Origin of the sequence: Polaromonas sp. (assembly GCF_049790275.1) — a bacterium.
In the GTDB taxonomy this organism is placed as follows: Bacteria; Pseudomonadota; Gammaproteobacteria; order Burkholderiales; family Burkholderiaceae_C; genus Polaromonas.
Map to the genome: position 1 here is coordinate 71,333 of NZ_JBAQYR010000052.1, position 25,218 is coordinate 96,550.

20 protein-coding genes and 2 pseudogenes are annotated in these 25,218 nt (G+C 61.2%); 5 read left to right on the top strand and 17 right to left on the bottom strand.

Going from position 1 to position 25,218, the window contains the following annotated elements:
• Positions 1-80: 80 nt before the first annotated feature.
• Both WA904_RS07105 and WA904_RS07110 read right to left on the bottom strand, forming a co-directional pair.
• Complete coding sequence (locus WA904_RS07105; protein WP_425196426.1) at positions 81-833, bottom strand: hypothetical protein; 753 nt, start codon at positions 831-833, stop codon at positions 81-83.
• Positions 826-1,479, bottom strand: coding sequence for a hypothetical protein (locus WA904_RS07110; RefSeq protein WP_425196427.1), 654 nt, complete (start codon positions 1,477-1,479; stop codon positions 826-828). Before WA904_RS07110 ends, WA904_RS07105 begins: the two co-directional genes overlap by 8 nt.
• Positions 1,480-1,846: 367 nt before the next feature.
• Here WA904_RS07110 and WA904_RS07115 point away from each other — a divergent pair, with 367 nt between their 5' ends.
• Positions 1,847-3,001 (top strand): Fic family protein, encoded by a 1,155-nt coding sequence (locus tag WA904_RS07115; RefSeq protein ID WP_425196428.1) that lies wholly within the window; start codon positions 1,847-1,849, stop codon positions 2,999-3,001.
• Between the two features lie 210 nt (positions 3,002-3,211).
• On the opposite strand, the pseudogene WA904_RS07120 reads toward WA904_RS07115, so the two are convergent.
• The 3 genes and pseudogenes from WA904_RS07120 to WA904_RS07130 form a co-directional block, all read right to left on the bottom strand.
• Positions 3,212-3,763 (bottom strand): annotated as a pseudogene (locus WA904_RS07120) (GIY-YIG nuclease family protein); the annotation flags it as partial.
• A 367-nt stretch (positions 3,764-4,130) separates the two neighbouring features.
• Positions 4,131-6,662, bottom strand: a pseudogene (locus tag WA904_RS07125) (class I SAM-dependent DNA methyltransferase); the annotation flags it as partial.
• Positions 6,663-6,981: 319 nt separating this feature from the next.
• Positions 6,982-7,620 (bottom strand): glutathione S-transferase family protein, encoded by a 639-nt coding sequence (locus WA904_RS07130; RefSeq protein WP_425196429.1) that lies wholly within the window; start codon positions 7,618-7,620, stop codon positions 6,982-6,984.
• Between the two features lie 302 nt (positions 7,621-7,922).
• On the opposite strand from WA904_RS07130, the gene WA904_RS07135 reads away from it, so the two are divergent.
• Entirely contained in the window at positions 7,923-8,342 is a 420-nt protein-coding gene (locus WA904_RS07135; RefSeq protein ID WP_425196430.1) for a hypothetical protein, read from the top strand.
• 399 nt (positions 8,343-8,741) lie between these two features.
• On the opposite strand, the gene WA904_RS07140 is transcribed toward WA904_RS07135, so the two are convergent.
• Entirely contained in the window at positions 8,742-9,728 is a 987-nt protein-coding gene (locus WA904_RS07140) for a quinone oxidoreductase family protein (RefSeq protein ID WP_425196431.1), read from the bottom strand.
• 148 nt (positions 9,729-9,876) lie between these two features.
• Here WA904_RS07140 and WA904_RS07145 point away from each other — a divergent pair, with 148 nt between their 5' ends.
• Entirely contained in the window at positions 9,877-10,866 is a 990-nt protein-coding gene (locus tag WA904_RS07145) for a virginiamycin B lyase family protein (protein WP_425196432.1), read from the top strand.
• A gap of 27 nt (positions 10,867-10,893) precedes the next feature.
• Here the strand turns inward: WA904_RS07145 and WA904_RS07150 are convergent, their stop codons facing one another.
• The 3 genes from WA904_RS07150 to WA904_RS07160 all read right to left on the bottom strand — a co-directional run bounded on the left by WA904_RS07150 (position 10,894) and on the right by WA904_RS07160 (position 14,230).
• Entirely contained in the window at positions 10,894-11,898 is a 1,005-nt protein-coding gene (locus WA904_RS07150) for a Bug family tripartite tricarboxylate transporter substrate binding protein (protein WP_425196490.1), read from the bottom strand.
• Between the two features lie 65 nt (positions 11,899-11,963).
• On the bottom strand, positions 11,964-13,169 hold the full coding sequence (locus WA904_RS07155; protein WP_425196433.1) for a CaiB/BaiF CoA transferase family protein: 1,206 nt from the start codon (positions 13,167-13,169) through the stop codon (positions 11,964-11,966).
• Between the two features lie 65 nt (positions 13,170-13,234).
• Positions 13,235-14,230, bottom strand: coding sequence for a hydroxymethylglutaryl-CoA lyase (locus WA904_RS07160; protein ID WP_425196434.1), 996 nt, complete (start codon positions 14,228-14,230; stop codon positions 13,235-13,237).
• Between the two features lie 85 nt (positions 14,231-14,315).
• Here WA904_RS07160 and WA904_RS07165 point away from each other — a divergent pair, with 85 nt between their 5' ends.
• Both WA904_RS07165 and WA904_RS07170 read left to right on the top strand, forming a co-directional pair.
• Positions 14,316-15,221: a LysR family transcriptional regulator gene (locus tag WA904_RS07165; RefSeq protein ID WP_425196435.1), complete on the top strand. Its 906-nt coding sequence runs from the start codon at positions 14,316-14,318 to the stop codon at positions 15,219-15,221.
• A 140-nt stretch (positions 15,222-15,361) separates the two neighbouring features.
• A complete protein-coding gene (locus WA904_RS07170; protein ID WP_425196436.1) occupies positions 15,362-16,924 on the top strand; it encodes a glycine betaine ABC transporter substrate-binding protein in 1,563 nt (520 codons plus the stop codon).
• A gap of 128 nt (positions 16,925-17,052) precedes the next feature.
• Here WA904_RS07170 and WA904_RS07175 read toward each other — a convergent pair whose 3' ends face one another.
• The 8 genes from WA904_RS07175 to WA904_RS07210 all read right to left on the bottom strand — a co-directional run bounded on the left by WA904_RS07175 (position 17,053) and on the right by WA904_RS07210 (position 25,202).
• Complete coding sequence (locus WA904_RS07175; protein ID WP_425196437.1) at positions 17,053-17,925, bottom strand: nucleotidyl transferase AbiEii/AbiGii toxin family protein; 873 nt, start codon at positions 17,923-17,925, stop codon at positions 17,053-17,055.
• On the bottom strand, positions 17,922-18,527 hold the full coding sequence (locus tag WA904_RS07180; protein ID WP_425196438.1) for a type IV toxin-antitoxin system AbiEi family antitoxin domain-containing protein: 606 nt from the start codon (positions 18,525-18,527) through the stop codon (positions 17,922-17,924). Before WA904_RS07180 ends, WA904_RS07175 begins: the two co-directional genes overlap by 4 nt.
• Positions 18,528-18,926: 399 nt before the next feature.
• Positions 18,927-19,901: a Bug family tripartite tricarboxylate transporter substrate binding protein gene (locus WA904_RS07185; RefSeq protein WP_425196439.1), complete on the bottom strand. Its 975-nt coding sequence runs from the start codon at positions 19,899-19,901 to the stop codon at positions 18,927-18,929.
• A gap of 43 nt (positions 19,902-19,944) precedes the next feature.
• A complete protein-coding gene (gene glxR / locus WA904_RS07190) occupies positions 19,945-20,838 on the bottom strand; it encodes a 2-hydroxy-3-oxopropionate reductase (protein ID WP_425196491.1) in 894 nt (297 codons plus the stop codon).
• Positions 20,839-20,937: 99 nt separating this feature from the next.
• The gene (gene garL, locus WA904_RS07195) at positions 20,938-21,720 is read right to left on the bottom strand and encodes a 2-dehydro-3-deoxyglucarate aldolase (RefSeq protein ID WP_425196440.1); all 783 of its coding nucleotides are present in this window, start codon (positions 21,718-21,720) and stop codon (positions 20,938-20,940) included.
• Between the two features lie 50 nt (positions 21,721-21,770).
• Positions 21,771-23,357: a galactarate dehydratase gene (gene garD, locus WA904_RS07200; protein ID WP_425196441.1), complete on the bottom strand. Its 1,587-nt coding sequence runs from the start codon at positions 23,355-23,357 to the stop codon at positions 21,771-21,773.
• A gap of 34 nt (positions 23,358-23,391) precedes the next feature.
• Positions 23,392-24,675, bottom strand: coding sequence for a TRAP transporter large permease (locus WA904_RS07205; RefSeq protein ID WP_425196442.1), 1,284 nt, complete (start codon positions 24,673-24,675; stop codon positions 23,392-23,394).
• A complete protein-coding gene (locus WA904_RS07210) occupies positions 24,675-25,202 on the bottom strand; it encodes a TRAP transporter small permease (RefSeq protein ID WP_425196443.1) in 528 nt (175 codons plus the stop codon). The genes WA904_RS07205 and WA904_RS07210 overlap by 1 nt, the downstream gene beginning before the upstream one ends.
• Positions 25,203-25,218: the final 16 nt, after the last annotated feature.

Genomic DNA, 25,218 nt, shown 5'->3' on the forward strand with positions numbered 1-25,218 from the left:
TTTTTAATAGTCGAATCGGGCTCCCACCAGCAGAGGCTTTGGGCAAGCAGCTATTGTTTTAGTAGCATATGGACAATACCTTAGGGCACCTTCCGTGCCCAAGCTACAGCGTCTGCCACATCGGTATCCGTAAGGCCAAGTCCAGCCAACTTGGCCCGCACCGTAAATTGTTGCAGCCGGGCGCGCACCAACGGCTCCCTGTCGGGTTGACTGAGCAAGCCCGCCAGCGCGTTGTTGAAATCCGGGCTGACCAGCAGTTTGGCGACGCAGTCCATCACATGCTCGCGCACATCCGCTGAAGCCGTTGACAGCTCTTGCACCAAATCTGCACGTCCTTCAATCACGGTGAGAATGTCTTCCAGGTCGTGGCTGGTGTAGACATCATTGCTGCCCCTGTCATAAAACGCCTCAAACTTGGTTGCCAAAAAGTACGGCGCAGACAAATGACGCAGCACCAGCCCCGGCGCCACCTCGGTTTGCACTGCAGCATCAAACCCTGCGCGATACCAGCGGTTGGCAAAGCCAAGCACCTTTTCGTCCAGTGGCACAAGGTCTAGCTGCATGCGCTGCCAGAACCAGCGAAACGGTGGCGTGTTGTCTTCCATCGTTTGCCTGAAGCCCTGCTGCTGCAATTCGTCGGCCAACGCGTGATAGCCCGCCAGCGTGGCCACTTCCACAATGCCGTCGACATCTTCCGTAGGCCGTACGTCCAGCAGGCCAGGTACAGGCAGTAAAAGACCAGTGGCACATCCACCCACAAACACCACACGCTCGCACAACGGGCCCAATGCCCGGGCCATACCCACCAACAAACCAAGATTGGGATTAGCCACGCGCAGGCCTTTTCGGTGGCTTGGGCGCAGACGGGTCAATCAGCGCCTGCAGCCGCTCCACGGCCATGCCGCGCTCACGCGCGCGCCCTACCCGCAAGGCGTCAAACAGGGCCAGCATTTCATACAAGCTGGCGTCCCGCATGGCAGCAAAAGGCACGCTGGGGTGCAAGGGTTCTATGCCGACTCCGCGCATGGTGCCATTGGGGTGCGGCCACACGTAATCTTCAGACCCCGGCGCGAACACACCTGCAAATGCCGGAGCGCTATGGCTTGTGGGCACGCCAATGGCCGAAGGCGTTTTGTCGGCCGCGAAGGCATATTTGGCACCGTGCAGCGCAAACTCGGCCAACTGGCGCGCGTGCGGGCGCACCGGGTTGTCGGCAGGAGCGTCTTCGCGGCTGACCCGCTTGCGCCGCGCCACTCGGTAAATGGCGGCGGGCTCTTGCGCCGCTAGCGCAGCCACCTCTGGCGCAAGCGCGTCGTAGTTTTGCACCAGCAGCCCCGCCTGCAAGCCGCGCTTGATGCAGGCGTGCGCCTCAGACGCACTTAAACCCAGCTCCTGGGCCAGCTGCGCATACGTCCAGCGCTGGTCGCCCCAAGCCACCAGCTTCAGGGCCACCACGAAATCTTGAGGTTTTAATTGCATTTAATTCTATATTCTTGAATTGCGAATACAGAATGTATCTGATTTGCTTGTCACTGACAAGTTGACGTTAAAAAGCCATGGATCCGCCCTGCTCGGTGAAGGCCAAAGGGAGTTTGCGACGCCCGCCCCATCTTGATGTCACAGATTGTGATATCAAGTTTTGAAACTCATCGGCGGCGGTTACTATGTTTTTAATAGCTGTTTGCGCACACCCCACAAAGGCTACAAGCCAATTTGACGTGGTAGATATCGCCACCCCCGGGTTCCAGGTCATCCAAGCCTCTGTTCAAACCTGTTTTCATACTTGCGCTTCGTATTAAAGATTGATTTAATGTGACTCTGTCAAATTAAAGACTTCTTTCACACCATGCGCAGCACCGGCACCTACGTCACCTCTATTACCTCGGGCGAGTCCGTGCAGGCGTTTGTGCCGCACGGGCTGCCACCATCCGGGCCGGCGCTGGCGCCCGAGTCCTTTATGGAGGCCAACCGTGCGGCCGAGTTGGCGCTGGCCCGGTTGTCGGGTGTTGCCGGGCTGGTGCCGTCGGTGGACTGGCTGCTCTACAGCGCCATCCGCAAAGAGGCGCTGCTGACCTCGCAGATTGAAGGCACCCAGGCCACGCTGGCAGATTTGTTTGACGAAGAAGCGGGTTTTGCCGTCAGCAACACCGACGACGTGGAAGAAGTCACCAACTACCTGCGTGCCTTCCGGCTGGTGCAGTCGCAACTGCGTGATGCGGCTGGCCTGCCCTTGAGCGTGCGTTTGCTGTGCGATGCCCACCGGCTGCTGCTGGACGGCGCCCGCGGCAACGGCAAGCAACCGGGCGAGTTGCGCCGCTCGCAAAACTGGATTGGCGGCACACGGCCCGGCAATGCGGTGTTTGTACCGCCACCGCCGGAGCGGGTGCCCGCCTTGCTGGCAGACCTGGAGCACTTCATCCACGACAGTGACAACGGCTCGCAGCCCTTGCCGCCGCTGGTGAAAACAGCACTCGTCCACCTGCAGTTTGAGACGATTCACCCGTTCCTGGACGGCAATGGCCGTATTGGGCGCCTGCTGATTGCCGCGCTGCTGGAGCATTGGGGCTTGTTGCCCGAGCCCTTGATGTACCTCAGCGGCTACCTGAAGCAGCACCAGGCCGAGTATTACCGCCGCCTATCCAGCGTGCGCACCGAAGGCGACTGGGAGGGCTGGGTGGCATTTTTCCTGGAGGGCGTGGCCACGGCAGCCCACGATGCCGAGCGCAACATTGTGGCGATTGCCACGCTGCTGGCTACCGACCGCCGCAGTTTGCTGGCCTCGCCCAAAGCCGGGCCCAGCAGCTACCGCTTGTTTGAAATGCTGCCGATGATGCCGCGCTTCACCATCGACCAGGTGCGCCAAAAGCTGGCCACCAGCTTCCCCACTGCCACCGCGGCGGTCAAGGTACTGGAAGATCTGGGCATCGTCACCGAGCTGACCGGGCAGAAGAAAAACCGCAGCTACAGCTACACTGCCTACATTGCACAGTTGGCCGGTTGAACGAAAAGACAACAATAACAACCGAAGACCAGCTCGAACAGGAAACCCTGGGCTGGCTCCGGGATGTGGCTGCGCAGCGCCACCGTTAGCTACACCACCGAACTGGGCATGCGTTTGCGCCCCTGGTGGGTTAGGCTCTTCTGAGCCGGCTGCTTCTAACGGCCGTGAATGGCTCCGGGCTCGGTCATCGGACGTATGACTAAGACTTGCTCACCGCCGGTTTAGACGCGCGGTCTCCGGGTCGTAAACCATATCGGTAATAGACCCATCCCGAATTCGCGCAACCGCTTCGTCAATTACATGGAGCGGGACCAGGAACCACTCCCTCGGTTTGACCGGATTGCCGAATCGGTCTTCAATCGTCAAATCCAACTGTGCCGCACCGAACAAGCGATGGAAAATGTTCTCCAGCCTAATGCGGCTTAGGTTGTGGAGCTTGTAGGTGGCAATCACCTCCACGTCTGCCAAGAGATAGGTAGCATCTTTGTCCGCAGCCGCGATCCGGCTCTCTACCTTACCTCCGGTCACGCCGATCTTATGAATCAGCTCGCGGTGCTCGGCGACAAAGGGATGATTGGAGAGGCTGCGCAGCACATAGATGGTTCCGGATTCAATGTCGTCAGGCTCCGCCGCATCGCCAAACAGTGGCCCCAAATCCGGATCGGTCATGCGGCGTCCGGTCTCGTCTTTGTAAAGCGCCCGTTGTAGCGACCGGCGCAGCAGATTACTCTCAGTACCGTTGGCGTAGATGACGCGCAAGCGGGCAGCCTCGGCCAAACGCTTTTCCCACGCATCGGCAGAGTTGATGTCCGGCAGTCGACCGCGATCATTCTTGAACTGCAAGGCGCGCTTAGATAGCTCACGAGCTTCCTCTTCGGGAATACTCACCTTCTTGGCGGCAATACTGGTCTGTACTTGGCGCAATGACTTTTCGTCCATCGCTTTCGCCAGCACCGCATAGGCGGCATCGAAGGGGTTAATGCTGTCAATCAGATCGATGTCTAGGTCACGCACATTCACGAACTTGCGCACCCCATCGATCAAGGCGGTACTCCCTTGCGCAGCGCCCGCACCGTTCGCATCGGCCTGGGCCAATGCCAGCTTGGCTTGCTGGGTGATATTCATGGCGGCTATTGGAGTACCGATAGTCAGTTTTGATCTTTCCGCAAACCGTAGCAATCCAGACGAGGTGCAGTTTTGACACTAACAATGCCAAGGTCCACAGTTCTGCATTGAATACGCCAAATGCACCGTCTGCAACAATAGCGCCAGCCTGAAAATAGGAAATAGGTAAGTAGTCGCGTCGTTCAGATGAATGACGCGGCACCAAAATTACACTTTGGTTGTCTCTTTGTCTGATTTGCTGAAAAGCATATGGACTAGCGACGCCTTCTTTGGTTAATTCCTTCGAACTTTCAGAGCGCATGTGGATTACCCCATCAGTGCGTTCTTTAATCAGTGGCAATGACATCGCTTTTTCTGCATCCAGTGCATGGATCCATAGACAATATCTAAGATCACCGTGAATCGTGTCCTCTGTGCCGATAAATGGTCGAACGTATGGGGTTGTACGCGGGTCTTGTTGTTTTAATTCTCGCGCCTCTTCCGAGGAAAGAATGAGATGACCACCATCGGCGGGCTTACTACCGTTGGTCATTTCCTTTATGCCGGACATCACTCCCGACCTTGCTTCCACATAGACGTCGTAATAAGGAACGAGATAGGCATTGATGTTATCCACATCACGACGCTTGATCCCTTCAATGCCGGCATCTTCGTACAAGGTAACCTTTCCGGCAGCCTTTCCAGAAAGTCCGACTATTACAACCGTCACGGCCGCATTCTTAGCAGCCAAATTCGCCCACTTGAAAGAAGTGAAGGCAAAATTGATTCGTAGTGATTCTCCGAGAATTAATGGCCACAGACGAGCCACCTGTTCACCCTGCATGACGGAATTAGTACTTACGAAGGCACAAGCCGATTGCGTTGTGTGTGCATATCGGGAAAATTGCATAAACCAACCCGACACGTAATCTAGCGATTTCCAGCTATTTGTTTTCTTCGAAAAAAGCACCTCCAAATCAGCTTTTCGATTTTCGGCCTCTCTTTTAAGACGCTCTTTCACTTCCTTACTTGCGCCTTTCGGTGGCTTCACTGTGGAGCCTACATACGGCGGATTGCCGCAGAGATAAGTCTCCCCGCCTTCGTTCTCGAAATCGATCTCCGTCTGATTCAGCGGCGTACCAAATAAATCGTCCGCCACCAATCTCACACCTGTGCCGGTGGGCGGGCAGACGCTCAACCAATCCAGCCGCAACGCATTGCCGCAAACGATCCAGTTCTGCGCATCCAAAGGTAGAAACTCCGCCAGCGCATCCTTCTGCCCGCGATACAGAACATCGCACTGAAACTCGGCAATGATGAGCGCCAGGCGCGCAATCTCCGCGGGAAAGTCACGCAGCTCAATGCCTCTGAAGTTAGTCAGCGGTATCTCGCTGCCCAGATGTACTTCTCCCCGACGCTGGTTGACTTCAGCCTCGATCTCGCGCATCTGTTTGTAGGCGATAACCAGGAAATTTCCGGAGCCGCAAGCCGGATCGAACACGCGGATGCGGGCCATGCGTTTACGCAGGTTTAGCAGCTTCGCCTTGTTGTCGCCTGCGGCTTCAAGCTGCGTACGCAGGTCATCTAGAAATAGAGGGTTCAACACCTTCAGGATGTTGGGCACGCTGGTGTAGTGCATACCCAGCGCGCCGCGCTCTTCATCATCAGCCACGGCTTGGATCATGCTGCCGAAAATGTCGGGGTTGATCTCGCGCCAGCGCAAGCTGCCTGCGTGCAATAGGTAAGTACGCGCCATGCGGGTAAAGCGCGGGACGTCGGTGCCTCCAGAGAAGAGGCCACCGTTGACATAGGGGAACTGGTCAGCCCAACCCGGCAGACGTGGTTTGGCGCTGGCGCGCTCAACGAGCTTGGTGTTCATAGCGCGAAAGATGTCACCCATCACGGCATGGGTGTTCGCACCGCCCGGCTCGCTGTACTGGTTTACGGTCTGGGTAAACAGACCCTCACCATTGAAGATGTCGGTATCTTCCGCAAAAAAACAAAACACCAGCCGGGCCATGAAGTGGTTCATGTCAGCGCGGCGCTCGGCCGTGGCCCAGTCGGGATTATTGCTCAGCAGCTCAACATACAGCTTGTTCAGCCGCCCGGTAGCGCGAACATCGATGGGGTTGTCCTTGATCTCCTTGATAGTGGAGATACCCGCTAGCGGCAGAAAAAACCCGAAATGGTTGGGAAAGTCTGCATACGCGCAGGTGACGGTTTCGCCACCGGTCAGTTCCTCCGCTTCAAGGGTTTGCCCATCGGTAGCCAGGATGAACTTGGCCTTTGCTTTGATGGTGGCCGGGCTGGCGCGCAATGCATTGAGGGTGTCGCCCACGGTGCCTTTTTCGCCCGGTTGGCACACTGCGATGTGGATGTTGTTGCGCAACAGCACGCCACTGGACACATCCGAAGCGTTGTTATTGCCGGTACGCAGGCGTTTGAGGGTGGTGTCCTTATTGCCGAAAGCGGCTAGGAAGGCGAACGGAAACTCCGCTGCGTCGAAAGGTTGAAGGGCCAAATCTGATATGGCGGCTTCTATCTCTACTGCATTCATGGGACTTTTTGCCTATGTGGCGTCATTGCGTCTCTTTTCGGTGGGACTCAACTGCCGGGTCGGATTTTTTTGGGCTAGCTTGTGGAGAGTTGTTCGTGGGAACTCGTAGCTTGCAGTCATCTTGCAGGTAAATTTCATGCAGGCGCTCGTTCATGCTCCAAGGCCATTCCCAAGAATGGCTCACTCCAATGAGCAAATGAGTCAGTACTGTAGCGTGGATTCGAAATCAGCCTCAAAGTCGCATGGACACTAGATTTGCGCGGATCTACCAGGATTTCCACCCCCTCTTGCCAATGTCCCGGGACGGGCCCACGGGACTTCAGGAAGTCCGCTTCAACGCCACCCCAAACCCCCGCTCCACCCCCTCCCGCCCCATCATCCCCCGATACCACCGCTGCACATTCGGAAAATCCGCCAGATCAACCTTGTGCCGCTCATGCCGCCAGACCCAGCCGACGATGGCGAAGTCGGCTATTGAGATTTCTTCGCCTGCAAAGAAAGCGTGGTCGGCCAGGCGGCGGTCCATCACGCCGTAGAGGCGTTTTGTTTCAGCCATGAAGCGCTCCAGGCCGTAGCGGCGGTCGGCTTCGTTCTCCAGCGCGGCGAAGTGGTGCACCTGGCCCGGCATGGGGCCGAAGCCGCCCATCTGGAACATCAGCCACTCCATGACGGGCACGCGCGCCTGCAGGTCTTGCGGCCAGAACTTGCCGGTCTTTTCGCCCAGGTAATACAGAATGGCGCCGGACTCGAAGACGCTGATGGGCTGGCCGCCCGGGCCGTCAGGGTCAACGATGGCGGGGATCTTGTTGTTGGGGCTGATCTTCAGGAAACCGGGCGCGGTCTGCTCGCCCTTGGTGATGTCCACCACGTGTACCTCGTAGGGCAGGCCCATTTCTTCCAGGGCGACGCTGATCTTGCGGCCGTTGGGGGTGTCGAAGGCATAGAGCTGGATGGTCATGGCTGGTTCTGGTTTGTTGAGGCGGCGAAAGGCAGTCTGCCACAGGACGCGGGAGCAGCGGCATGGATCCCGGATCAGGTCCGGGATGACAGGGGGATAAAACCCTTTTTCATCAACGACTTATGCTCGCCTTCGCTCGTCACGTTTTGCCGGAGCCCACTCAGACTGTCACATAGTTGCGGGAAGTCTCTTTGCGCTGCTATAACTAAGCTCTACATAACAACGGGGAGTTTAGGGATGGAATGCAATGCGATGTTCTTCGGCGGCTCTGCGGTCTATAGCAAATTTGACGGGCGGGCGACATGAAACACTTCCCTGCAATTGCATGGGCGTCAATAGGCGCTGGTTGGCTCGCCGCGTTCTTTTTCTTAGGCAATATGGTTGGTGGTATCCGATGGATCGGACACACAGGTCTGACTATCCCTGCCGGACTGAACCTCCTCATGGCCGCTCTAAGCTTTGCGTCTGTTTATCACCTCTATGCTGGCTCTCGGATCCCTGGGAGTCTTTCAATTCCTATTTTCCTGCTCGCACTGCTGCACCTGCTGAACCTGTTCCCTCCGGTTTCATATCTGTTTGTGTATCTGTTTTCGGTCATCTTGCGGACGAACACAGCATTCACGAACGCCATACCCGGTTATGCGACTTTGCTGGTGCTCCCCATCGCCTCCATGAGCCTTCTCTGGTTGAAGGGTAATGAACGACCTGCGGCTGATGCCTAAATGGCGGAAACGACTGGAGCGTGAGAAATTGGAGCGCGGCATCGCCCCAAGCTTGTCACGTTTACTTAGGTTGTCGAGCGGAGATATCGGATTAACAGCCCGGGGCAAGCTCCTCCAGTCCGGGATGACAAGGCGGGGACCCTTCGACAGGCTCAGCCCGAACGGGCGGAGGCATGGATGCGGGTCGGGGACATGGATCCCGGATCTGTGTCCGGGATGACATGCGGGGCCGGGGATGACTGAGGGGCGGAAAAACGGCCCTTTGACGAGTTCTTTAGAGTCAAATCGGCCATTCGTCCTTATCGGATGGGCGTAAGCAGCTATCAAATAATGAGCAGATCACCGCCCTCACCCGCCTCGGTCTGGGGTGGTGATATCCGAGTATTTCTGGCTGGCAGCTTAGGGCACCAACAGCACTCGTCCGCTTATGCCCCCACGCTCCAGCAGCAGATGCGCTTCTGCGGCGCTCTGCATTGGAAACACCTGGTAATCAGGAACGCGGATCGACTGCGTACGCAGCCAATCTGAAATTCGCGCCATTGCCACTCGAAGATCTTTTCCTTCAAGCGTTTCAGTGGAATAGCCAGTCAAGGTCACCGGCCGAATCAGTTGCCAGGCGTCAAGCGAGACATCACCACCACCGACCGCACCGACCAATACCAGCGTCCCGCGCTCGCGCAGTGCCTGGACACACGCGTTGAACAGCGGTCCCCCAACGCAGTCCAGCACAGCGTCAACACTGGCGGCGGCCAGCGAAGGTGGGCTGTCGCGCTCGAGCACGATCACCTCATCCGCTCCGAGGTCGCGTACATACTGCGCTTGCGCAGGTCGCGCCACAACGCCCGTCACCGATGCGCCCAGAGCCCTTGCAATGGATACTGCGGCAGAGCCCACGCCACCCGCGGCGCCCGTGACAAGTACCCGGCGGCCGTCCACAGGTCCCATGCGCCGGATTCCTTCGAATGCGGTGACCGCGCCAAGGCCCAACGAAGCCATCGCCAACGGATCAACCGTGTCCGGGACCAGCGCGAGCGCGTCGGCATCGACAGTCACAAAATTCGCATAGCCTCCTGGACGTTTCGCGCTGACGCCACCCAGGCCCTGCATCAGGGTAATGACGGTTTGGCCTACAGACCAGTTAGAAACCGACGACCCGATGTCGCTTATCCGGCCGACAACCTCAACGCCGGGAACATAGGGAAACGGATGCACCTTTCTTATCGGCCAGAGTCCTGCCCGAATTTTCAAGTCTGTGTGATTGACAGCGGCCGCGATGGTCTGGATACGCACTTCACCGGGTGCGAGTGCGGGCATAGCCATATGACCAGGCACAAGGACGCTGGGCGGACCGTAACCAAGAATCTGCATGACACGAGTGTTTTTCATAGGATCGATTTTGTTCCTTGAGCCAATGGTGCGTTATCCCTATGTTGCCGACCGCGTTGACTACGGTGGTCATTTCCATTGCATCTGTCAGGCACGCCCTTCCACTTTGTATAAGAATAACAAAGCTCCCACCCCACAGGAGGTTCCCATGGTTTTACTTAACCGACGCAACATGCTCGGCGCCCTGGGCGCAACGGCGCTTACCGGCACCCTCACCTCTCCCGCGCTGGCGCAGCCGGGCAAGATGCAGTCGTGGAAGCTGGCCACCTCGCGGCGCACCGGCATTCATGACTTGGCGCCTGCGCCGGATGGCGGCGTGTGGTTCACGGCGCAGGCCACCGGCCACCTGGGCTGGTTTGAGCCCAAGACCGGCCGCACGGAGTTGATTGCCCTCGGCTCGGGCTCTTCGCCGCATGGCGTGATTCAGGGGCCGGACAAGGCGGCATGGGTGACTGACGGCGGGCAGAACGCCATCGTGCGCGTGAGCTGGCCCGACCAGAAGGTGCAGGCCTTCCCCCTGCCCGCGGGCACGCCTTACGCCAACCTCAACACCTGCGCCTTCGACGGCGCGGGCGATTTGTGGTTTACCGGCCAGAGCGGCTACGTGGGCAAGGTGGCGGTGAAGACGGGCGAGGTTTCCGTGAAGCAGGCGCCGCGCGGCCGCGGGCCTTACGGCATTTGCACCACGCCGGCCGGCGAGGTGTGGTGGTGTTCGCTGGCGGGCTCGTTCATTGCACACATCGACAGGCGCACCGGTGAATCCACCGTGGTGGAGCCGCCCACGCCCAAGCAGGGCGCGCGCCGCGTGTGGAGCGACAGCAAGGGCCGCATCTGGGTGAGCGAGTGGAACAGCGGCAATGTTTCCATGCACGACCCGCAGGCCAAGACCTGGCGCACCTGGAAGCTGCCCGGCGACAGCCCCAAAGCCTACGCGGTGTATGTGGATGAGCGCGACACGGTGTGGCTGGCCGAATGGGGCAGCAACGCCGTCCTCAGCTTCGATGCGCGCACCGAAAAGTTCGAGCGTTACCCGATGCCACGCGAAAGCACGAATGTGCGGCAGATTCTGGGCCGCGCCGGCGAGGTGTGGCTGCCGGAGAGCGGGACGGAGCACATCTCGGTGATCCGCACGGCCTGAGCCTTCAGGCTCAGGAAGGCCCGCAGCCTACTGCGGCATCACGCCCGCACTCTTGACCACCCTGGCGTAACGCTTGAGCTCACTGGCGAAGAACTCTTTCGACGCTTCCGGCGTGGCCACCTTGATGATGTTGCCCTGCTTGGCCATGGCCTCCTTGACTTCGGGCGTGGCAAACGCCGTGGAGAAAGCGGCGTGGATGCGGCTGACGTTCTCTGCGCTCATGCCTTTGGGGCCCACGGCTGCAAACCAGCCTTCCACCACATAGAAGGGCAAGCCGGCCTCGGCCGATGTGGGAATGTCGGGCGCGGCCGGGCTGCGCGCCAGCGACGCCACACACAGGGCGCGCAGGTTGCCCGTCTTCACCTGGCCCGCCACCGCGGGCAGCGCGCCCACACCCCAGTCGACCTGGCCGCCGACGATGTCCTGCATCATCGGGCCGAAGCCGCGGTAGGGAATGTGTGTGGAGAACGTTCGCGACAAATCCTTGAAGATCTCGGCCGCCAGATGCAGGATGGTGCCGTTGCCCGACGACGCATAGTTGTACTTGCCCGGGCTGGACTTGAGCAGGGCAATGAACTCCTTGAGGTCTTTCACCGGCAGCCTGGGGTTGACCACCAGCACCAGGGGCGTGGCGCCTATCACGGCAATCGGGGTGATGTCGTTGACGGGATCGAACGGCACGGACTTCAGCACCGCGGGGTAGATGACGTGGTTGTTCGACACCACGCTCAGCGTCTGGCCGTCGGGTGGCGACTTGATCATGGCCGAGGTGCCCACCAGGCCGCCGGCGCCGGGCTGGTTTTCAATGACGACCGTCTGGCCCAGCGCTTTGGACACGGCCGCGCTGGAGGCACGAACAATGGTGTCCACACCCGAGCCCGCGCTGATGGGCAGGATGAAACGCACCACCTTGTCGGACTGGGCATGCGCCGCGCCACCCATCGACAAACCGGCGGCGCCCAGGCCCAGGCCGCCCAGCGCAGCCAGGGCATGGCGGCGTGACAGCATGTGTTGTTCTGCGGTTTTCATCATCATCATTTGTCTCCTTCTTTGGTTTTGCAATTCACTCTCTCACGGTCTCACTCTTGAACGACGGCTCAGGCCACCACAGCCTGCGCCCTCAGCTCGTCAATTTCAGCGCCAGCCAGGCCCAGGCCTTCCAGCAACTCGCGCGTGTGTTCGCCCAGGCGTGGCGGGTGCAGGCGCACACCCAGGCGCCCGCCGCCCATAGTGATGGGGAACAGCGTGGTCTTGACGCTCTCGCCGGCCTTGGGGCCGTCGGGCAGGCGCACATCGACCAGGCCGCCGGTAGCCAGCAGGTGTTCGTCGTCCAGCAGGTCTTCGGGTTTGCGGATGGGCGCAAACGGCAGGCCGGCTTTTTCCATGAGGGCCGACAGCTCGGCGGCAGAGCGCTGCGCAATGCGCTCTGCAATGGTTTTGAGCAGCCGCGGGCGCTGGGCCACGCGCAGGTTGTTGGTGGCGAGCTCGGGCTCGGCCTTCAGGTCGGCAAAACCGAGCGCGTCGCAGAAGGTCAGCCACTGCGCGTCGCTCACCGCGGCCAGGAAGATCTGCTCGCCGTCTTTCACGGTGAACACGTCGTACACGGCCCAGGGGTTGTCGCGTGCAGGCATGGGCGCGGGGTGTTTGCCCGTCATGGCGAACTGCAGCATGTGCTGGCCCATGAGGAAAACATTGTTCTCGTACAGCGCCGACTGCACCTCCATGCCCTTGCCGGTGATGCCGCGCTGTATGAGCGCACCCAGCGCACCAATGGCGCCGAAGAGGCCGCCCATGATGTCGTTGACGCTGGTGCCTGCGCGCAGCGGGTCGCCGGGCCGTCCCGTCATGTAGGCCAGGCCGCCCATCATCTGCACCACTTCGTCGAGTGCGGTGCGGTGGTCGTAGGGGCCGGGCAAAAAGCCCTTGTGGCTGACGTAGATCAGGCGCGGGTTCACCTGGCTCAGCGCGGCGTAGTCCAGGCCGTACTTGGCCATGGTGCCGGGCTTGAAGTTTTCGGCCACCACGTCGGCCGTGGCGCAGAGCTTGCGCGCCAGCGCGGCGCCGGCTGCACTGTGCAGGTCGATGCCTATGCTTTTCTTGTTGCGGTTGAACATGGGGAAAAAGCCGGCGCCGGCGCCCAGCAGGCGGCGCGTGCGGTCGCCATCGATGGGTTCGATCTTGATGACCTCGGCCCCCATGTCGGCCAGCACCATGCCGCAGGTCGGCCCCATGACCATGTGGGTGAACTCGATGACGCGCAGGCCGGTGAGGGGTTGCGGTACGGTGCTGGCAGTGCTTGTCATCAGGGATCCGGTTGGGGGTTTGGGGTGTCATCCCGGGCTTGATCCGGAACTCATGTCTTCTGAATTCAGGCCGCGGCGACTGCAGCGTCTGCAGTCTTCATCGTCTTGGGCAAACCGGCGCGCCACAGCGTGCCGTGCAGGGTTTCCGTGCTGAGCCAGCCGGCGAGTTTTTTGCGCAGCGCGATCAGCTGGTCGAAGTCCTGCCCGGTGTTGATGCCCATGCTGGCCAGCATCCAGGCCAGGTCTTCGGTGGCCACGTTGCCGCTGGCGCCGGGCGCGTGCGGGCAGCCGCCTATGCCGCCCAGGCAGGCGTCGAAACGCGTGATGCCCATTTGCAGCGCGGCATACACATTGGCCAGGCCCAGGCCGCGCGTGTCGTGAAAGTGCCCGCAGTTGAGCTTGTCGCCGGCCACAGGCAGCGTGAGTGCAAACAGCTCCTGCACCATGGCCGGGTCGGCATACCCCACGGTATCGGCCAGGCTCACGCGGTCTACACCAGTGTCGAGCACGGCCTTGAGCAGGCGCAGCACTTCGGCCGGCTCCACCCTGCCCTGCAGCGTGCAGCCAAAGGCGGTGCTCATGCCGACTTCAATCAAGGTGGAAGAACCCGCGGCATCACGCGCCGCGCGAATGCGGGCAATGTCGGCCACCACTTCGTCGGGCGTCTTGCACAGGTTGGCCAGGCTGTGCGCGTGGCTGGCCGACAGCGGCACCAGCATCAGGTCGGCCTCCACATCCATGGCGCGCTCGGCGCCCCGGAGGTTGGGCACCAGCACCGAGACCGCCAGCCCCGGCAGGGTTTTGGCAAAGGCCACCACCTCGGCCGTGTCGGCCAGCTGCGGCAGCAGGCGCGCCGGCACAAAGGAGCCGACCTCGATTTCGCGCTGGCCGGCCGCGTGGGCACCGCGCAGCCATTCGAGCTTTTGCGCGGTGGGCATCACGTGGGCAATGCTTTGCAGGCCGTCGCGCAGGCCCATTTCACGAATGATGGCGCTGCGCGGCAAGGCGGCGCGTGCGGAAGTCGATTCAGGCAAGGTTTGTCTCCATCTGGGCCATTGCATAGGGCCTTGGGTGCAGTCTAAAATTTCCAGATAGAAACTTCTTGTCAATTTTGGAACGCATATCGTTCCGTCAAGGAACATCACATTGCACGACCTGGACCTCACCACCCTGCGCCTGTTTGTCATCGTCTGCGAGACCGGCAACATCGCGCGCGCCGGTGAAAAGGCCAGCATCGTCGGCTCGGCCATCAGCAAGCGGCTGGCGCAGCTGGAGCAAACCGTGGGCACACCTATCCTCACGCGCAAGCGCCACGGCGTGGCACCCACCGCCGCCGGGCAAACCTTGCTGGAGCACGCGCGCGCCATGCTGGCCAGCGCGGCGCGCATAGAGCGCGACATGGAAGCCTATGCAGCCGGCGTGCGCGGGCAGGTGCGCATACTCGCCTCGGCGTCGGCCATGGCCGAGTGGCTGGCCGATGACGTGGCCTCTTTCCTGCAACTGCCGGCGCACGCCAACATCCAGGTCGACATGGAAGAACGCGTCAGCCCGGACGTGGTGCGCGGCGTGCGCGACGGCACGGCCTCACTGGGCATCTGCTGGGACGCGGTGGACCTGGGCACGCTGCAGTCACGCCCCTACCGCAGCGACCACCTGTGCATGGTGGTGCCCAACAAGCACCCGCTGGCCAAACGCAAAGGCCTGCGCTTCGAGGAAACGCTGGACTACGAACACGTGAGCATGCCGGTGGCCAGCGCCGTGCAAGTGATGCTGCAGCGCGCCGCAGGACGGCTGGGGCGCGACATGCGCTGCCGCGTGATCGTCTCCAACTTCGAAGCCGCCCTGCGCGTGGTGCGCGCCGGCCTGGCCATCAGCCTGGTGCCGCGTGAAGTGGCCCAAATCTACGCAGAAGCCTACGGCCTGCAGATGGTGCCCATGGCCGAATCCTGGGCGCAGCGCCGCTTCATCATCTGCTACCGCGATGCGCAGGGTTTGTCGCCATCGGCGCAGTTGCTGGCGGACCACCTGGCGGCGCACGGCCAGAGTGCCTGAGGCACAACTGACGCCGCTGCGAGCAAATTCTTGCAGTCAAAACAGCTGCTAGCCCTTATTGGTCGGGCGCGAGCAGCTATTAAATAAGTAGCGCACGGGAGCTGCTGGCATTGATCTGCAGAGGCGGCGATACTGCGGGCATGCAGAGCCAACTTCACCCTTTTGTCGATGCGCAACCGGCCCCGTGGCTGCGAAGGCTGCTGGCCTTCGCGCTGCTGGTGGGCAGCAGCATCGCCCTTGCCGCCAACGCACCCAACGACACGCTGCGCATAGGCTCCAAGCGTTTCACCGAGTCCTACATCCTGGCGCAGGTGCTGGCGCAGACGGCGGCGGCGCACACGCCCACGCCGCCTTCGGTGCTGCAGGGCCTGGGCAACACGGCCATTGTTTACGAGGCGCTGCGCTCGGGCAGCATTGACCTTTACCCCGAATACGTGGGCACCATCAGCCTGGAGATTCTCAAAAACCCCGCGCCGATGACGCTGGAGGCCATGAACACAGCACTGGCGCCGCTGGGCCTGGGCGTGGCGGTGCCGCTGGGGTTTAACGATGGCTACGCGCTGGCCATGCGGGAAGACAATGCGCAGCGGCTGGGCATCAAATCGCTAAGCGACCTGGCAAAACATGCGGAGCTCAAGCTCGGCCTGTCCAACGAATTCATTGGCCGAGCCGATGGCTGGCGCGGCTTGGCGCAGCGTTACGGCGCCACGCAGGTGCCCACCGCGCTGGACCACGGCCTGGCGTATGACGCGATTGCGCAGAAGCAGGTGGACGTGATCGACATCTACACCACCGACGCCAAGATCAAACACCTGGGCCTGCGCGTGCTGGCGGATGACAAGGCCTACTTTCCGCGCTATGACTCGGTGCTGCTCTACCGGTTGGACGTGCCGACACGCTTTCCCCAGGCCTGGGCGGCGCTGCAGAAGCTGCAAGGCAGCATCGACGAGAACGCGATGATTGCGATGAACGCGCGGGCCGAACTGCAGGGCGTGGCGTTTGACGTGATTGCGCGCGACCATCTGGCCGGCAAGGCCGCAGGCGGCACGGCCGCCGCCGCGGCTGACCCGGCACAGCGCGGCTTCTGGGCCAAGCTCTTCGGGCCCGACCTGGCGCGGCTGACACGCCAGCACCTGGCGCTGACATTGATTTCAGTCGGGCTGGCGGCGCTGATCGGCATTCCGCTGGCGGTGCTGGTGTTTCCGCACCCGCGGCTGCGCGCTGTGGTGCTGGGCGCCACCGGCCTGCTGCAAACCGTGCCGTCACTGGCGCTGCTGGCGATGCTGATCTCGCTGATGGGCGTGATCGGCACGGTGCCGGCGCTGATTGCGTTGATGCTTTATTCGCTGCTGCCCATCATGCGCAACACGGTGGCGGGGCTGGGCGAGGTGTCGCAAGGCCTGCGCGTGGCCGGCCAGGCACTGGGCATGACGGCAGGCCAGCGCATGCGCCATATCGAGCTGCCGCTGGCACTGCCCACCATTGTTGCCGGCGTGCGCACGGCCACTTCGATTGCGATTGGCACCGCGACGATTGCCGCCTTCATAGGCGCGGGCGGCTACGGCGAGCGCATCGTCACCGGCTTGGCGCTCAACGATGGCCAGCTGCTGCTGGCCGGCGCCCTGCCCGCCACCTTGCTGGCGCTGCTGAGTGAAGCGCTGTTTGAGGCGGTGGAGTACGGGATGCGGCGGCGCAGGGCCTGAAAAGAAAAAGGCCCCGGATGGGGCCTTTGCAGCTGTTTTGCCGATTTTATGGAGCCAAATCGGCCTCCAGCCCTTATTCCACGGGCGCGAGTAGCTCCTGAATCAGGAGCAACAACCTGCATTCAAACTCAAACCATCAAAGCCGCTTGTCGCAAAGCAGGTTGTAATTTGACTCGCAACGAGGTCACCAGCTCTTGCAGTGGCACGGGCTTTAACTGGTTCTTGTTCAGGAAGGCCCGCCAGAGCGCCTGGCGGGATGCGTCGTTGGCAAATTCGTCGCTGAGGCCGATGGGCAGTGCGACAGGAACCAGCATGGTGCGACGCTTGAAGGTGGCAGCAATGGCCGCAGTCAGAATGTCCTTGTCCAGCGTCTCGCGCTCCATCAACACCGACAGGTCCAGATAGTCCTTCAGCCGACTATTGGTCATACCCAGCAAGGCGATGGCGTGAAGTTTTTCAGCAATGACGGTGTAGACCGGGTAGGTCTGCAGCATCGGGGCCGGAAAGTCGTCAAGCAGCACCGGATACGTTGCGGCCACCGGTCCGGGCGTCACGGCATCACCAAAACCAATGTCAACCTGCGTCTTCACCCGTGCGCCCGCTAGCTCGCCGGAAATGAAAACCCGAACACCGGCGTAACCGGCCTCTTTTCGAATCTCCTGCGCCGTGACGCTGGCAGGGTCAAACCGGATACCGTCTTCGACGGCAACCGATGCGATATCGCGGAAGGTTTGAGTGATGGACGCAAGATCGCTGGCACCAAAGCCCAGCAGGTCAACGTCGCGCGTTGGCCGGTGCGGCATGTCATACCAGAGCGCGAACAGCATGGCGCCTTTGAGAAGAAAGCGCTCGGCGTGGCTGGACTGGCTCAAGCGGTAAAGCAAACGCTCCAGTGCGTAACGCACCAACATGCCATTGAAATCTGACTGTTCAGCCTTTGCCCGGTTCAGCAGGCGCGCACGCACAGATGCGGCCAGGTTCTCACTCGCGCGCTGGGTCATTCGACAGCCTCGAGGTAAGGCCGCATCACATTGGCCACGCGGCAGATCTTTGCAAAATGCCAGAGCGCGTCGGCTGACGCTTTTTGCTGCGACCGTGCATCCCGCAGTGCCTCGAGCGCCACGTCCAGACCAATTTTGTTGCGGTGTTTGAAGCAGTCGGCCACGGTTTTTGCCACGCCGTACACCCGCAGTGGAACCTGGTCACGCTCAAACACTTCAATGCCCTCTGAATAGGCCTCGCCGGTGAACTGGACCATATTCACGGGCGGGTAGTCGATCCGGGGTGCATGGCTACCGCGTGGCATGGCGATCCACACTTGGCGAGGCAGCTGGGTGGTGAGCCCATGAAACTGCAGAGCCGTGAGCAGGCAAAACACCGCCTGTGGCACCTTGGCAGCAATCGTGACGAGGGTTTCGTGCTCCGACGCGTTGCTTCCCGGCAGTCGGTAAAGGCCTCGGCCCACCCTTTCAAGCTGGCCATTGGCCGTGAGCCGGGTCAGTCCCACGCGCGCAGCGCCGACGTCTTGCAGATCACTAGGACGCAGCATGCCCTTCTGGCGAGCCAGATCAAGTATGCGTTGGGTGTGGGTATCGGTGTGCATGGTCGTGCAGTATGTTCCATTTATTCGTCGAATGCAAATATTCGACGAATAAATGGAACATTGAAGCGTTGGCCGTCAAGGCGGCGCCGGGCCTGAAAAGAGAAAGGCCCCAAACGGGGCCTTTACAGCTGTTGTGCCCATTTTATAGAGCCAAATCGGCCTCTAGCCCTTATTCCACGGGAACGAGCAGCTATTAATTCAACAGTGAAAGTGCTGCAGAGCTCAAACCACCGGAATCGTCTGTTGTTCCATTTATTCGTCGATTGCAAACATTTGACGAATAAATGGAATACCGCCGTCCCAAATTGGCCGTATGAAATGCAAATTCATCAAACATACGGCCAATGGGCTATCTCCCTCAGTCCGACATTGCCAGTTCCTGACATCAGCAGCTGGTTATCAGTCCAGCTTGATGCCGGCTTGCGCCACCACCGCGGCCCAGCGCTTGCGCTCTTGCTCGAAGAAGTTGTCCTGCTCGGTGGGCGACATGGTCGCCACTTCGGCGCCCTGCCCGCTGAGCCGGGCGCGGATCTCGGGGCTGCGGATGACCTTGATGAGTTCGGTGTTGAGCCGCGCCACCACGGCCGCTGGCGTGTTCTTCGCCACCAGAATGCCCTGCCAGGTACCGGACTCGAAACCGGTGATGCCCTGCTCCTGCAAGGTGGGCACGTTGCCGATCAGCGGCATGCGCGTGGCCTTGGAGACGCCAAGAATCTTGAGCTGGCCGTTCTGCACAAAAGGCAGCGTGGCCAGCATGCCGTTCATCAGCACCTGGGTTTGGCCGCCCACGGTGTCGGTGATGGCCTGCGAGCCGCCCTTGTAGGGGATGTACTGCCACTTGGCTTTGCTGGCGCGTTCCACAGCCACGCCGGCCAGGTGCGGTGCGCTGCCCATGGCAGTGACGGCGAAGTTGAGCTGCTTCGTTTGCGACAGCGCCACCAGTTCCTTGAGGTTGTTGGCGGGCACCGAAGGGTGCACCACCAGCAGGTGCGGTGAGTAGGCCAGCATGGTCACGCCGCGCAAGTCTTTGCTCGGGTCGAACTGGAGCTTGGTGTACACGGACGGGCTGATGGCCAGCGCGCCGGTGTCGCACAGCAGCAAGGTGTAGCCGTCGGGGGCGGACTTGGACACGTAGTCGGCACCGAGATTGCCATTCGCGCCGGGCTTGTTTTCAACAATCACCGTCTGCTTGAGTGCGTCAGACAGCGGCTGGCTGATGGCGCGGGCAATGATGTCGGACGAGCCGCCCGGTGGGTAAGGCACGATGAGGCGGATCGGCTTGGCGGGCCAGGCCTGGGCTTGCGCCTGGACGCCGGATGCGGCCAGTCCCAGGGCCACGGACGATGCGAGGACTTTGCGGCGATTGAGGGTCATGTCTTGTCTCCTGAAGTTTGAAGGGGGAAGCGTGCGCCGCGGCTCAGGCCTTGGCGACTTCGTGGTTGGCCATCAGCTCGAGTGCACGTACCAGCGCCGAGTGGTCCAGGTCCTGCATGCCGTTGGCGCTGCAGACCTGCATGAGCTGGGCGGCACCGGCGGTTTGCGGCAAGGCCACGCCGAGCGTGCGGGCACCCGCCAGGGCCAGGCTCAGGTCTTTCTGGTGCAGGCCGATGCGAAAACCCGGGTTGAAAGTGCGCTTGATCATGCGTTCGCCGTGCACTTCCAGAATGCGCGAGGAAGCAAAGCCGCCCATCAGTGCCTGGCGCACCTTGGCGGGGTCGGCACCGGCCTTGCTGGCAAACAGCAGGGCTTCACCCACGGCGGCAATGTTCAGCGCCACGATGATCTGGTTAGCCACCTTGCAGGTCTGGCCGTCGCCGTTGCCGCCGACCAGCGTGATGTTTTTGCCCATCAGCTCGAACAGCGGCTTGACGCGCTCGAAGGCCGCTTCGGGGCCGCCGATCATGATGGTCAGGCTGGCGGCCTTGGCGCCGACTTCACCGCCGGAAACCGGCGCGTCGAGGTAATCGCAGCCCAGGGCGTTGATCTTCTTGGCGTAGTCCTTGGTGTCCATCGGCGAGATGGAACTCATGTCGACCACCGTCTTGCCCTTGCTGAGACCGGAAGACACGCCCTTCTCGCCGAACAGCACCTTGGCCACATCGGGGGTGTCGGGCAACATCATGAAAATGATGTCGGCTTTCTCCGCCACTTCCTGCGACGAGCTGCAGGCCACGGCCTTGCCGGTCAGCAGATCTGCCGGCACCTTGCTGCGGGTGGAAAGAAAAACTTCGTGGCCGGCCTTGATCAGATGCACCGCCATTGGTGCGCCCATGATGCCCAGACCGATAAAACCGAGTTTGCTCATTTGAATTCTCCTGTGTGCGTTAAAAAATGCGGTGGCCCATCACGCGCGGCTCGAAGGCGGGTGCATGGATCCCGGATCAAGTCCGGGATGACAGGCCAAAAAAAATCAGCTCGTGTACTTATCGCGCAGGGCCTGCGTGGCGCCGCGGAACACGCCGAGGTCGCTGCCGACGCCGACAAAGGTGGCGCCCATTTCCATGTAGCGGCGCGCGTCGGCTTCCACTGGCGCGAGGATGCCAATGGGTTTGCCGCAGGCCTTGGCGTCCGCAAAAATGGACGCCATGGCTGCCTGCACCTCCGGGTGGCCGGCATTGCCCAGGTGGCCGAAACCTGCGGCCAGGTCTGACGGGCCGACAAAAACGCAGTCCACACCATCGACCGCGGCAATCTCGCGGGCGGCGGCGGCGCCGGCGCGGCTTTCGATCTGCACCATCACGCAGATCTGGTCGTTGACGCCCTTGAAATAGTCGGGCACGGTGCCGTAGCGGTTACTGCGCTGCGACACCGACACGCCGCGTATGCCTTGCGGCGGGTAACGCGTGGCGGACACCGCGCTTTTTGCCTGCTCCGCGCTTTCGACAAAAGGAATCAGGAAGTTGTAGAAGCCGGCATCGAGCAGGCGCTTGAGCTCGACCGAGTTGTTGCTGGTGGGGCGCACCACCGGCGCACTTTTGCTGTCCTTGAGCGCCATCAACTGAGGGATGTAGGTGGCCATGTCGTTGGGCGAATGTTCGCCGTCGAGCAGGATCCAGTCGAAGCCGGCCACACCCAGCACCTCGGTGGTGATGGCGCTGGACAGCGAGGACCAGCAGCCGATCAGTTTCTTGTGTGCCAGCAGGTCGCGTTTGAAGCTGTTGGGAAAAGATTGGTAGGGTGTGGCTTGTGTCATGGGGTGTCGCTTGTAAAGAAGGAAGGAATGAGCCGGTCAACGAATGGGGGTCAGGTAATCGGGGCGGGGTTGAACAGCACCAGCGCGTTGTGCAGCTTCCAGTGTTCAGCCCAGGTTTTTTTGCGGCCGCTGGCCACTTCCAGCATCAGATGAAACAGCTCCCAGCCCACATCGGAAATGCTGGCTTCGCCGTCGGCAATGCGGCCGGCGTTGATGTCCATCAGGTCGTGCCAGCGCCGCGCCAGGTCGCTGCGTGTGGCCACCTTGATCACCGGTACTTCGGCCAGGCCATAGGGCGTGCCGCGGCCGGTGGTGAAGACATGCAGGTTCATGCCGGCAGCCAGCTGCAGCGTGCCGCAGATGAAGTCGCTGGCCGGGGTGGCGGCATAGATCAGGCCTTTTTGCCGGACCTTCTCGCCGGGTGCCAGCACGCCGCTGATGGGCGCACTGCCCGACTTGACGATGGAGCCCATGGCTTTTTCGACAATGTTGGACAGCCCGCCCTTCTTGTTGCCGGGTGTGGTGTTGGCACTGCGGTCCACCAGGCCCTTCTTGAGGTAGGCGTCGTACCAGGCCATCTCGCGGATCATCGCTTCGGCGACTTCGGGCGTGCTGGCACGCGAAGTGAGCTGGTCGATGCCATCGCGCACCTCGGTGGTTTCGGAAAACATGACGGTGGCGCCGGCGCGCACCAGCAGGTCGGTTGCATATCCCACCGCCGGGTTTGCGGTGACGCCGGAAAAAGCATCGCTGCCGCCGCACTGCACACCCACCACCAGCTCGCTGGCGGGCACGGGTTCGCGGCGGCGCGCATTGAGCCGCTCCAGGTGAAGCTCGGCGGTTTGCATGATGGAGTCGATCATCGACATGAAGCCGACATGGTTCTCCGACTGCAGGCAGACGATATCAAGCGCGGCTTCGGCATTGCCGCCTACATCGGCGACGCTGCGCTCATCAACAATCGCAAATGTGCCCGGTGGCAGCAAGCGCTCGGGCTGCAGTTTTTCGCAGCCCAGGCTCACCACCATGACCTCGCCGCCGAAATTGGGGTTCAGGCTGATGTTGCGCAGCGTGCGTATCGGGATGATGGCGTCGGGCGCGTCGATGGCAACGCCGCAGCCGTAGGTGTGCTCCAGACCCACCACGTCATCGACGTTGGGAAAGCGCGGCAACAGTTCGCTCTTGATGCGCTTGACGGCGAAATCGACGACACCGGCCACACACTGCACGGTGGTGGTGATGGCCAGGATGTTGCGGGTGCCCACGGAACCGTCGGCGTTGCGGTAGCCCTCGAAGGTATAGCCTTCCAGCGGTGCCAGCGCCGGCGGCTTCACGGTGGCCATGGGCAGCTTGTCCAGGCTGCGCGCGGACGGCATCTCGAGCAGCCGTTCATGCACCCAGCTTCCGGCCGGAATGTCCTTCATGGCAAAACCGATGGGCACGTTGTAGCGCAACACCGCCGTGCCTTGCGGCAGGTCCACCAGCGCCACCTTGTGGCCTTGCGGAACACGCTCGCGCAAGGTCAGGCCATCGGCAAACGTGGCACCGGCCGCCAGGCCGCCGTCGTTGGCGACGATGGCCACGTTGTCATGCGCGTGCATGCGGATGTAAAGAGGAGCTGGACTTGTGGTTGTCATACGGGGACTGCGGCAGTTTGCATGGCGCCCTGGATCATTTCAGGAGCATCCCTGGCAGCCAGAGCGAGAGGGCCGGAATGTAGGTCACCGCCATCAGCACCAGCAGCAGTGCACCAAAGAATGGATACAGGGCTTTCACCACACGTTCAATGGGGAGCTTGGCCACCGCTGCGCCCACGAACAACACGCCGCCCACAGGTGGCGTGATCAGGCCCATGCCCAGATTGACCATCATGATCATGCCGAAATGCACCGGGTCAACACCGATGGATTTGACGATGGGCAGCAGGATGGGCGTCATGATCAGGATCAGCGGCGCCATATCCATCAGCGTGCCGAGAATCAGCAGCAGGATGTTGATCATCATCAGCACGGCGTACTTGTTGTCCGAGATGCTGGTGAACATGCCGGTGATCTGCTGCGGAATCTGCATCAGCGTCATGATGTAGCCGAAGCTGGCCGCGAAGCCGATCAGGATCATCACGATAGCCAGTGTTTTCACGGTACGGTGTACCAGCTTGGGCAGGTCACGCCACTTGTAGTCGCGGTAGATGCACATGGTGACGAAAAAAGCCCAGATCACGGCAATGGCGGCGGACTCGGTAGCTGTGAAGATGCCGGTCAGGATGCCGCCCAGGATGATGCCCATGGTCATCAGCCCCCAGAGCGCATCTGCGCAGATCTTCAGGGCCTGCCGCATGGGGATCACTTCACCCTTGGGAAAGTTGCGCTTCTTCGCGATGAACAGGCACATGATGGCCAGGGTCAGTCCCAGCAGCAGGCCAGGCAGGACACCTGCCAGGAACAGCGCGGCAATGGATACCGAACCACCCGCTGCCAACGAATAGATCACCGCGTTGTGGCTGGGTGGAATAAGAATGGCCTGCACCGAACCACTGACGGTGACCGCGGTGGCGAAGTCGCGCGGGTAGCCCTTTTTCTCCATCTCGGGAATCAGCACGGAGCCTATGGAGGCGGTGTCAGCCATCGACGAACCCGAGATCGCGCCGAAGAAAGTGGACGCCAGGATGTTGACCAGCGACAGGCCGCCGCGCACAAAACCCACCAGCACGCTGGCAAAAGCCACCAGCCGTCGCGACATGCCGCCTTCGGCCATGATGGCGCCGGCCAGCACAAAAAACGGTATGGCCAGCAGCGAGAACTTGTTCACCCCGCTGGCGATGGAAATCATGATGGCGTCGAAGGGGATGTCTATCCACCAGGCACCGATCAAGGCCGACAGGCCGAGCGCATAGGCCACGGGCATGCCCAGGACCATCAGCAGGAGGAAAGACCCCAGCAATACAAATGCATCCATCAGAGTGTCCCGCCCTCAATTTTTTCGTGATCGAAGGTGACCACTTCGCGGCCGCCCTGGTGGCCGAACACCATGCGTTCCAGCACAAAAAACACCGTGATGGCGCCACCCAGCGGCACCGGCAGGTAGGTGGCGCCCACAGGCATCCACGGGATCTCGCCGATGTGCTGGCCCCAGGTTTCCATGCACAGCTTGGTGCCGTACCACGCCATGAACAGGGCAACGACCAGCATGAGCAGATCGATCAGCACAAGCAGCACGCCCTGCATGCTGGCCGGCAACCGGTCGGTCACCATGGCGACGGCGATGTGCGCATTGGCCCGGTAAGTGGCGGCTGCACCGAAGAAGGTGAACACCACCATCAGCAGGATGGAAATCGGCTCGGGCCATTGGGAGCCCGTTCCCAGCACATAGCGGGTGAAGATGCCCCAGGGAATGATGAGGGACATCACGAAGATCGAGATGCCGGAGATCCAGATGCACGCAAGGTACAGCCAGTCATTGAAATGGAGGGTGTTGTGTTTCATGGGTGTTCCGCAACAG

Coding starts and splice junctions, on each gene's coding strand:
- WA904_RS07110 (WP_425196427.1), bottom strand. CDS start 1,479: ATGCAATTAAAACCTCAAGATTTCGTGGTGGCCCTGAAGCTGGTGGCT.
- WA904_RS07115 (WP_425196428.1), top strand. CDS start 1,847: ATGCGCAGCACCGGCACCTACGTCACCTCTATTACCTCGGGCGAGTCC.
- WA904_RS07130 (WP_425196429.1), bottom strand. CDS start 7,620: ATGACCATCCAGCTCTATGCCTTCGACACCCCCAACGGCCGCAAGATC.
- WA904_RS07135 (WP_425196430.1), top strand. CDS start 7,923: ATGAAACACTTCCCTGCAATTGCATGGGCGTCAATAGGCGCTGGTTGG.
- WA904_RS07140 (WP_425196431.1), bottom strand. CDS start 9,728: ATGAAAAACACTCGTGTCATGCAGATTCTTGGTTACGGTCCGCCCAGC.
- WA904_RS07145 (WP_425196432.1), top strand. CDS start 9,877: ATGGTTTTACTTAACCGACGCAACATGCTCGGCGCCCTGGGCGCAACG.
- WA904_RS07150 (WP_425196490.1), bottom strand. CDS start 11,898: ATGATGAAAACCGCAGAACAACACATGCTGTCACGCCGCCATGCCCTG.
- WA904_RS07155 (WP_425196433.1), bottom strand. CDS start 13,169: ATGACAAGCACTGCCAGCACCGTACCGCAACCCCTCACCGGCCTGCGC.
- WA904_RS07160 (WP_425196434.1), bottom strand. CDS start 14,230: ATGCAATGGCCCAGATGGAGACAAACCTTGCCTGAATCGACTTCCGCA.
- WA904_RS07170 (WP_425196436.1), top strand. CDS start 15,362: ATGCAGAGCCAACTTCACCCTTTTGTCGATGCGCAACCGGCCCCGTGG.
- WA904_RS07175 (WP_425196437.1), bottom strand. CDS start 17,925: ATGACCCAGCGCGCGAGTGAGAACCTGGCCGCATCTGTGCGTGCGCGC.
- WA904_RS07180 (WP_425196438.1), bottom strand. CDS start 18,527: ATGCACACCGATACCCACACCCAACGCATACTTGATCTGGCTCGCCAG.
- WA904_RS07185 (WP_425196439.1), bottom strand. CDS start 19,901: ATGACCCTCAATCGCCGCAAAGTCCTCGCATCGTCCGTGGCCCTGGGA.
- garL (WP_425196440.1), bottom strand. CDS start 21,720: ATGACACAAGCCACACCCTACCAATCTTTTCCCAACAGCTTCAAACGC.
- garD (WP_425196441.1), bottom strand. CDS start 23,357: ATGACAACCACAAGTCCAGCTCCTCTTTACATCCGCATGCACGCGCAT.
- WA904_RS07205 (WP_425196442.1), bottom strand. CDS start 24,675: ATGGATGCATTTGTATTGCTGGGGTCTTTCCTCCTGCTGATGGTCCTG.
- WA904_RS07210 (WP_425196443.1), bottom strand. CDS start 25,202: ATGAAACACAACACCCTCCATTTCAATGACTGGCTGTACCTTGCGTGC.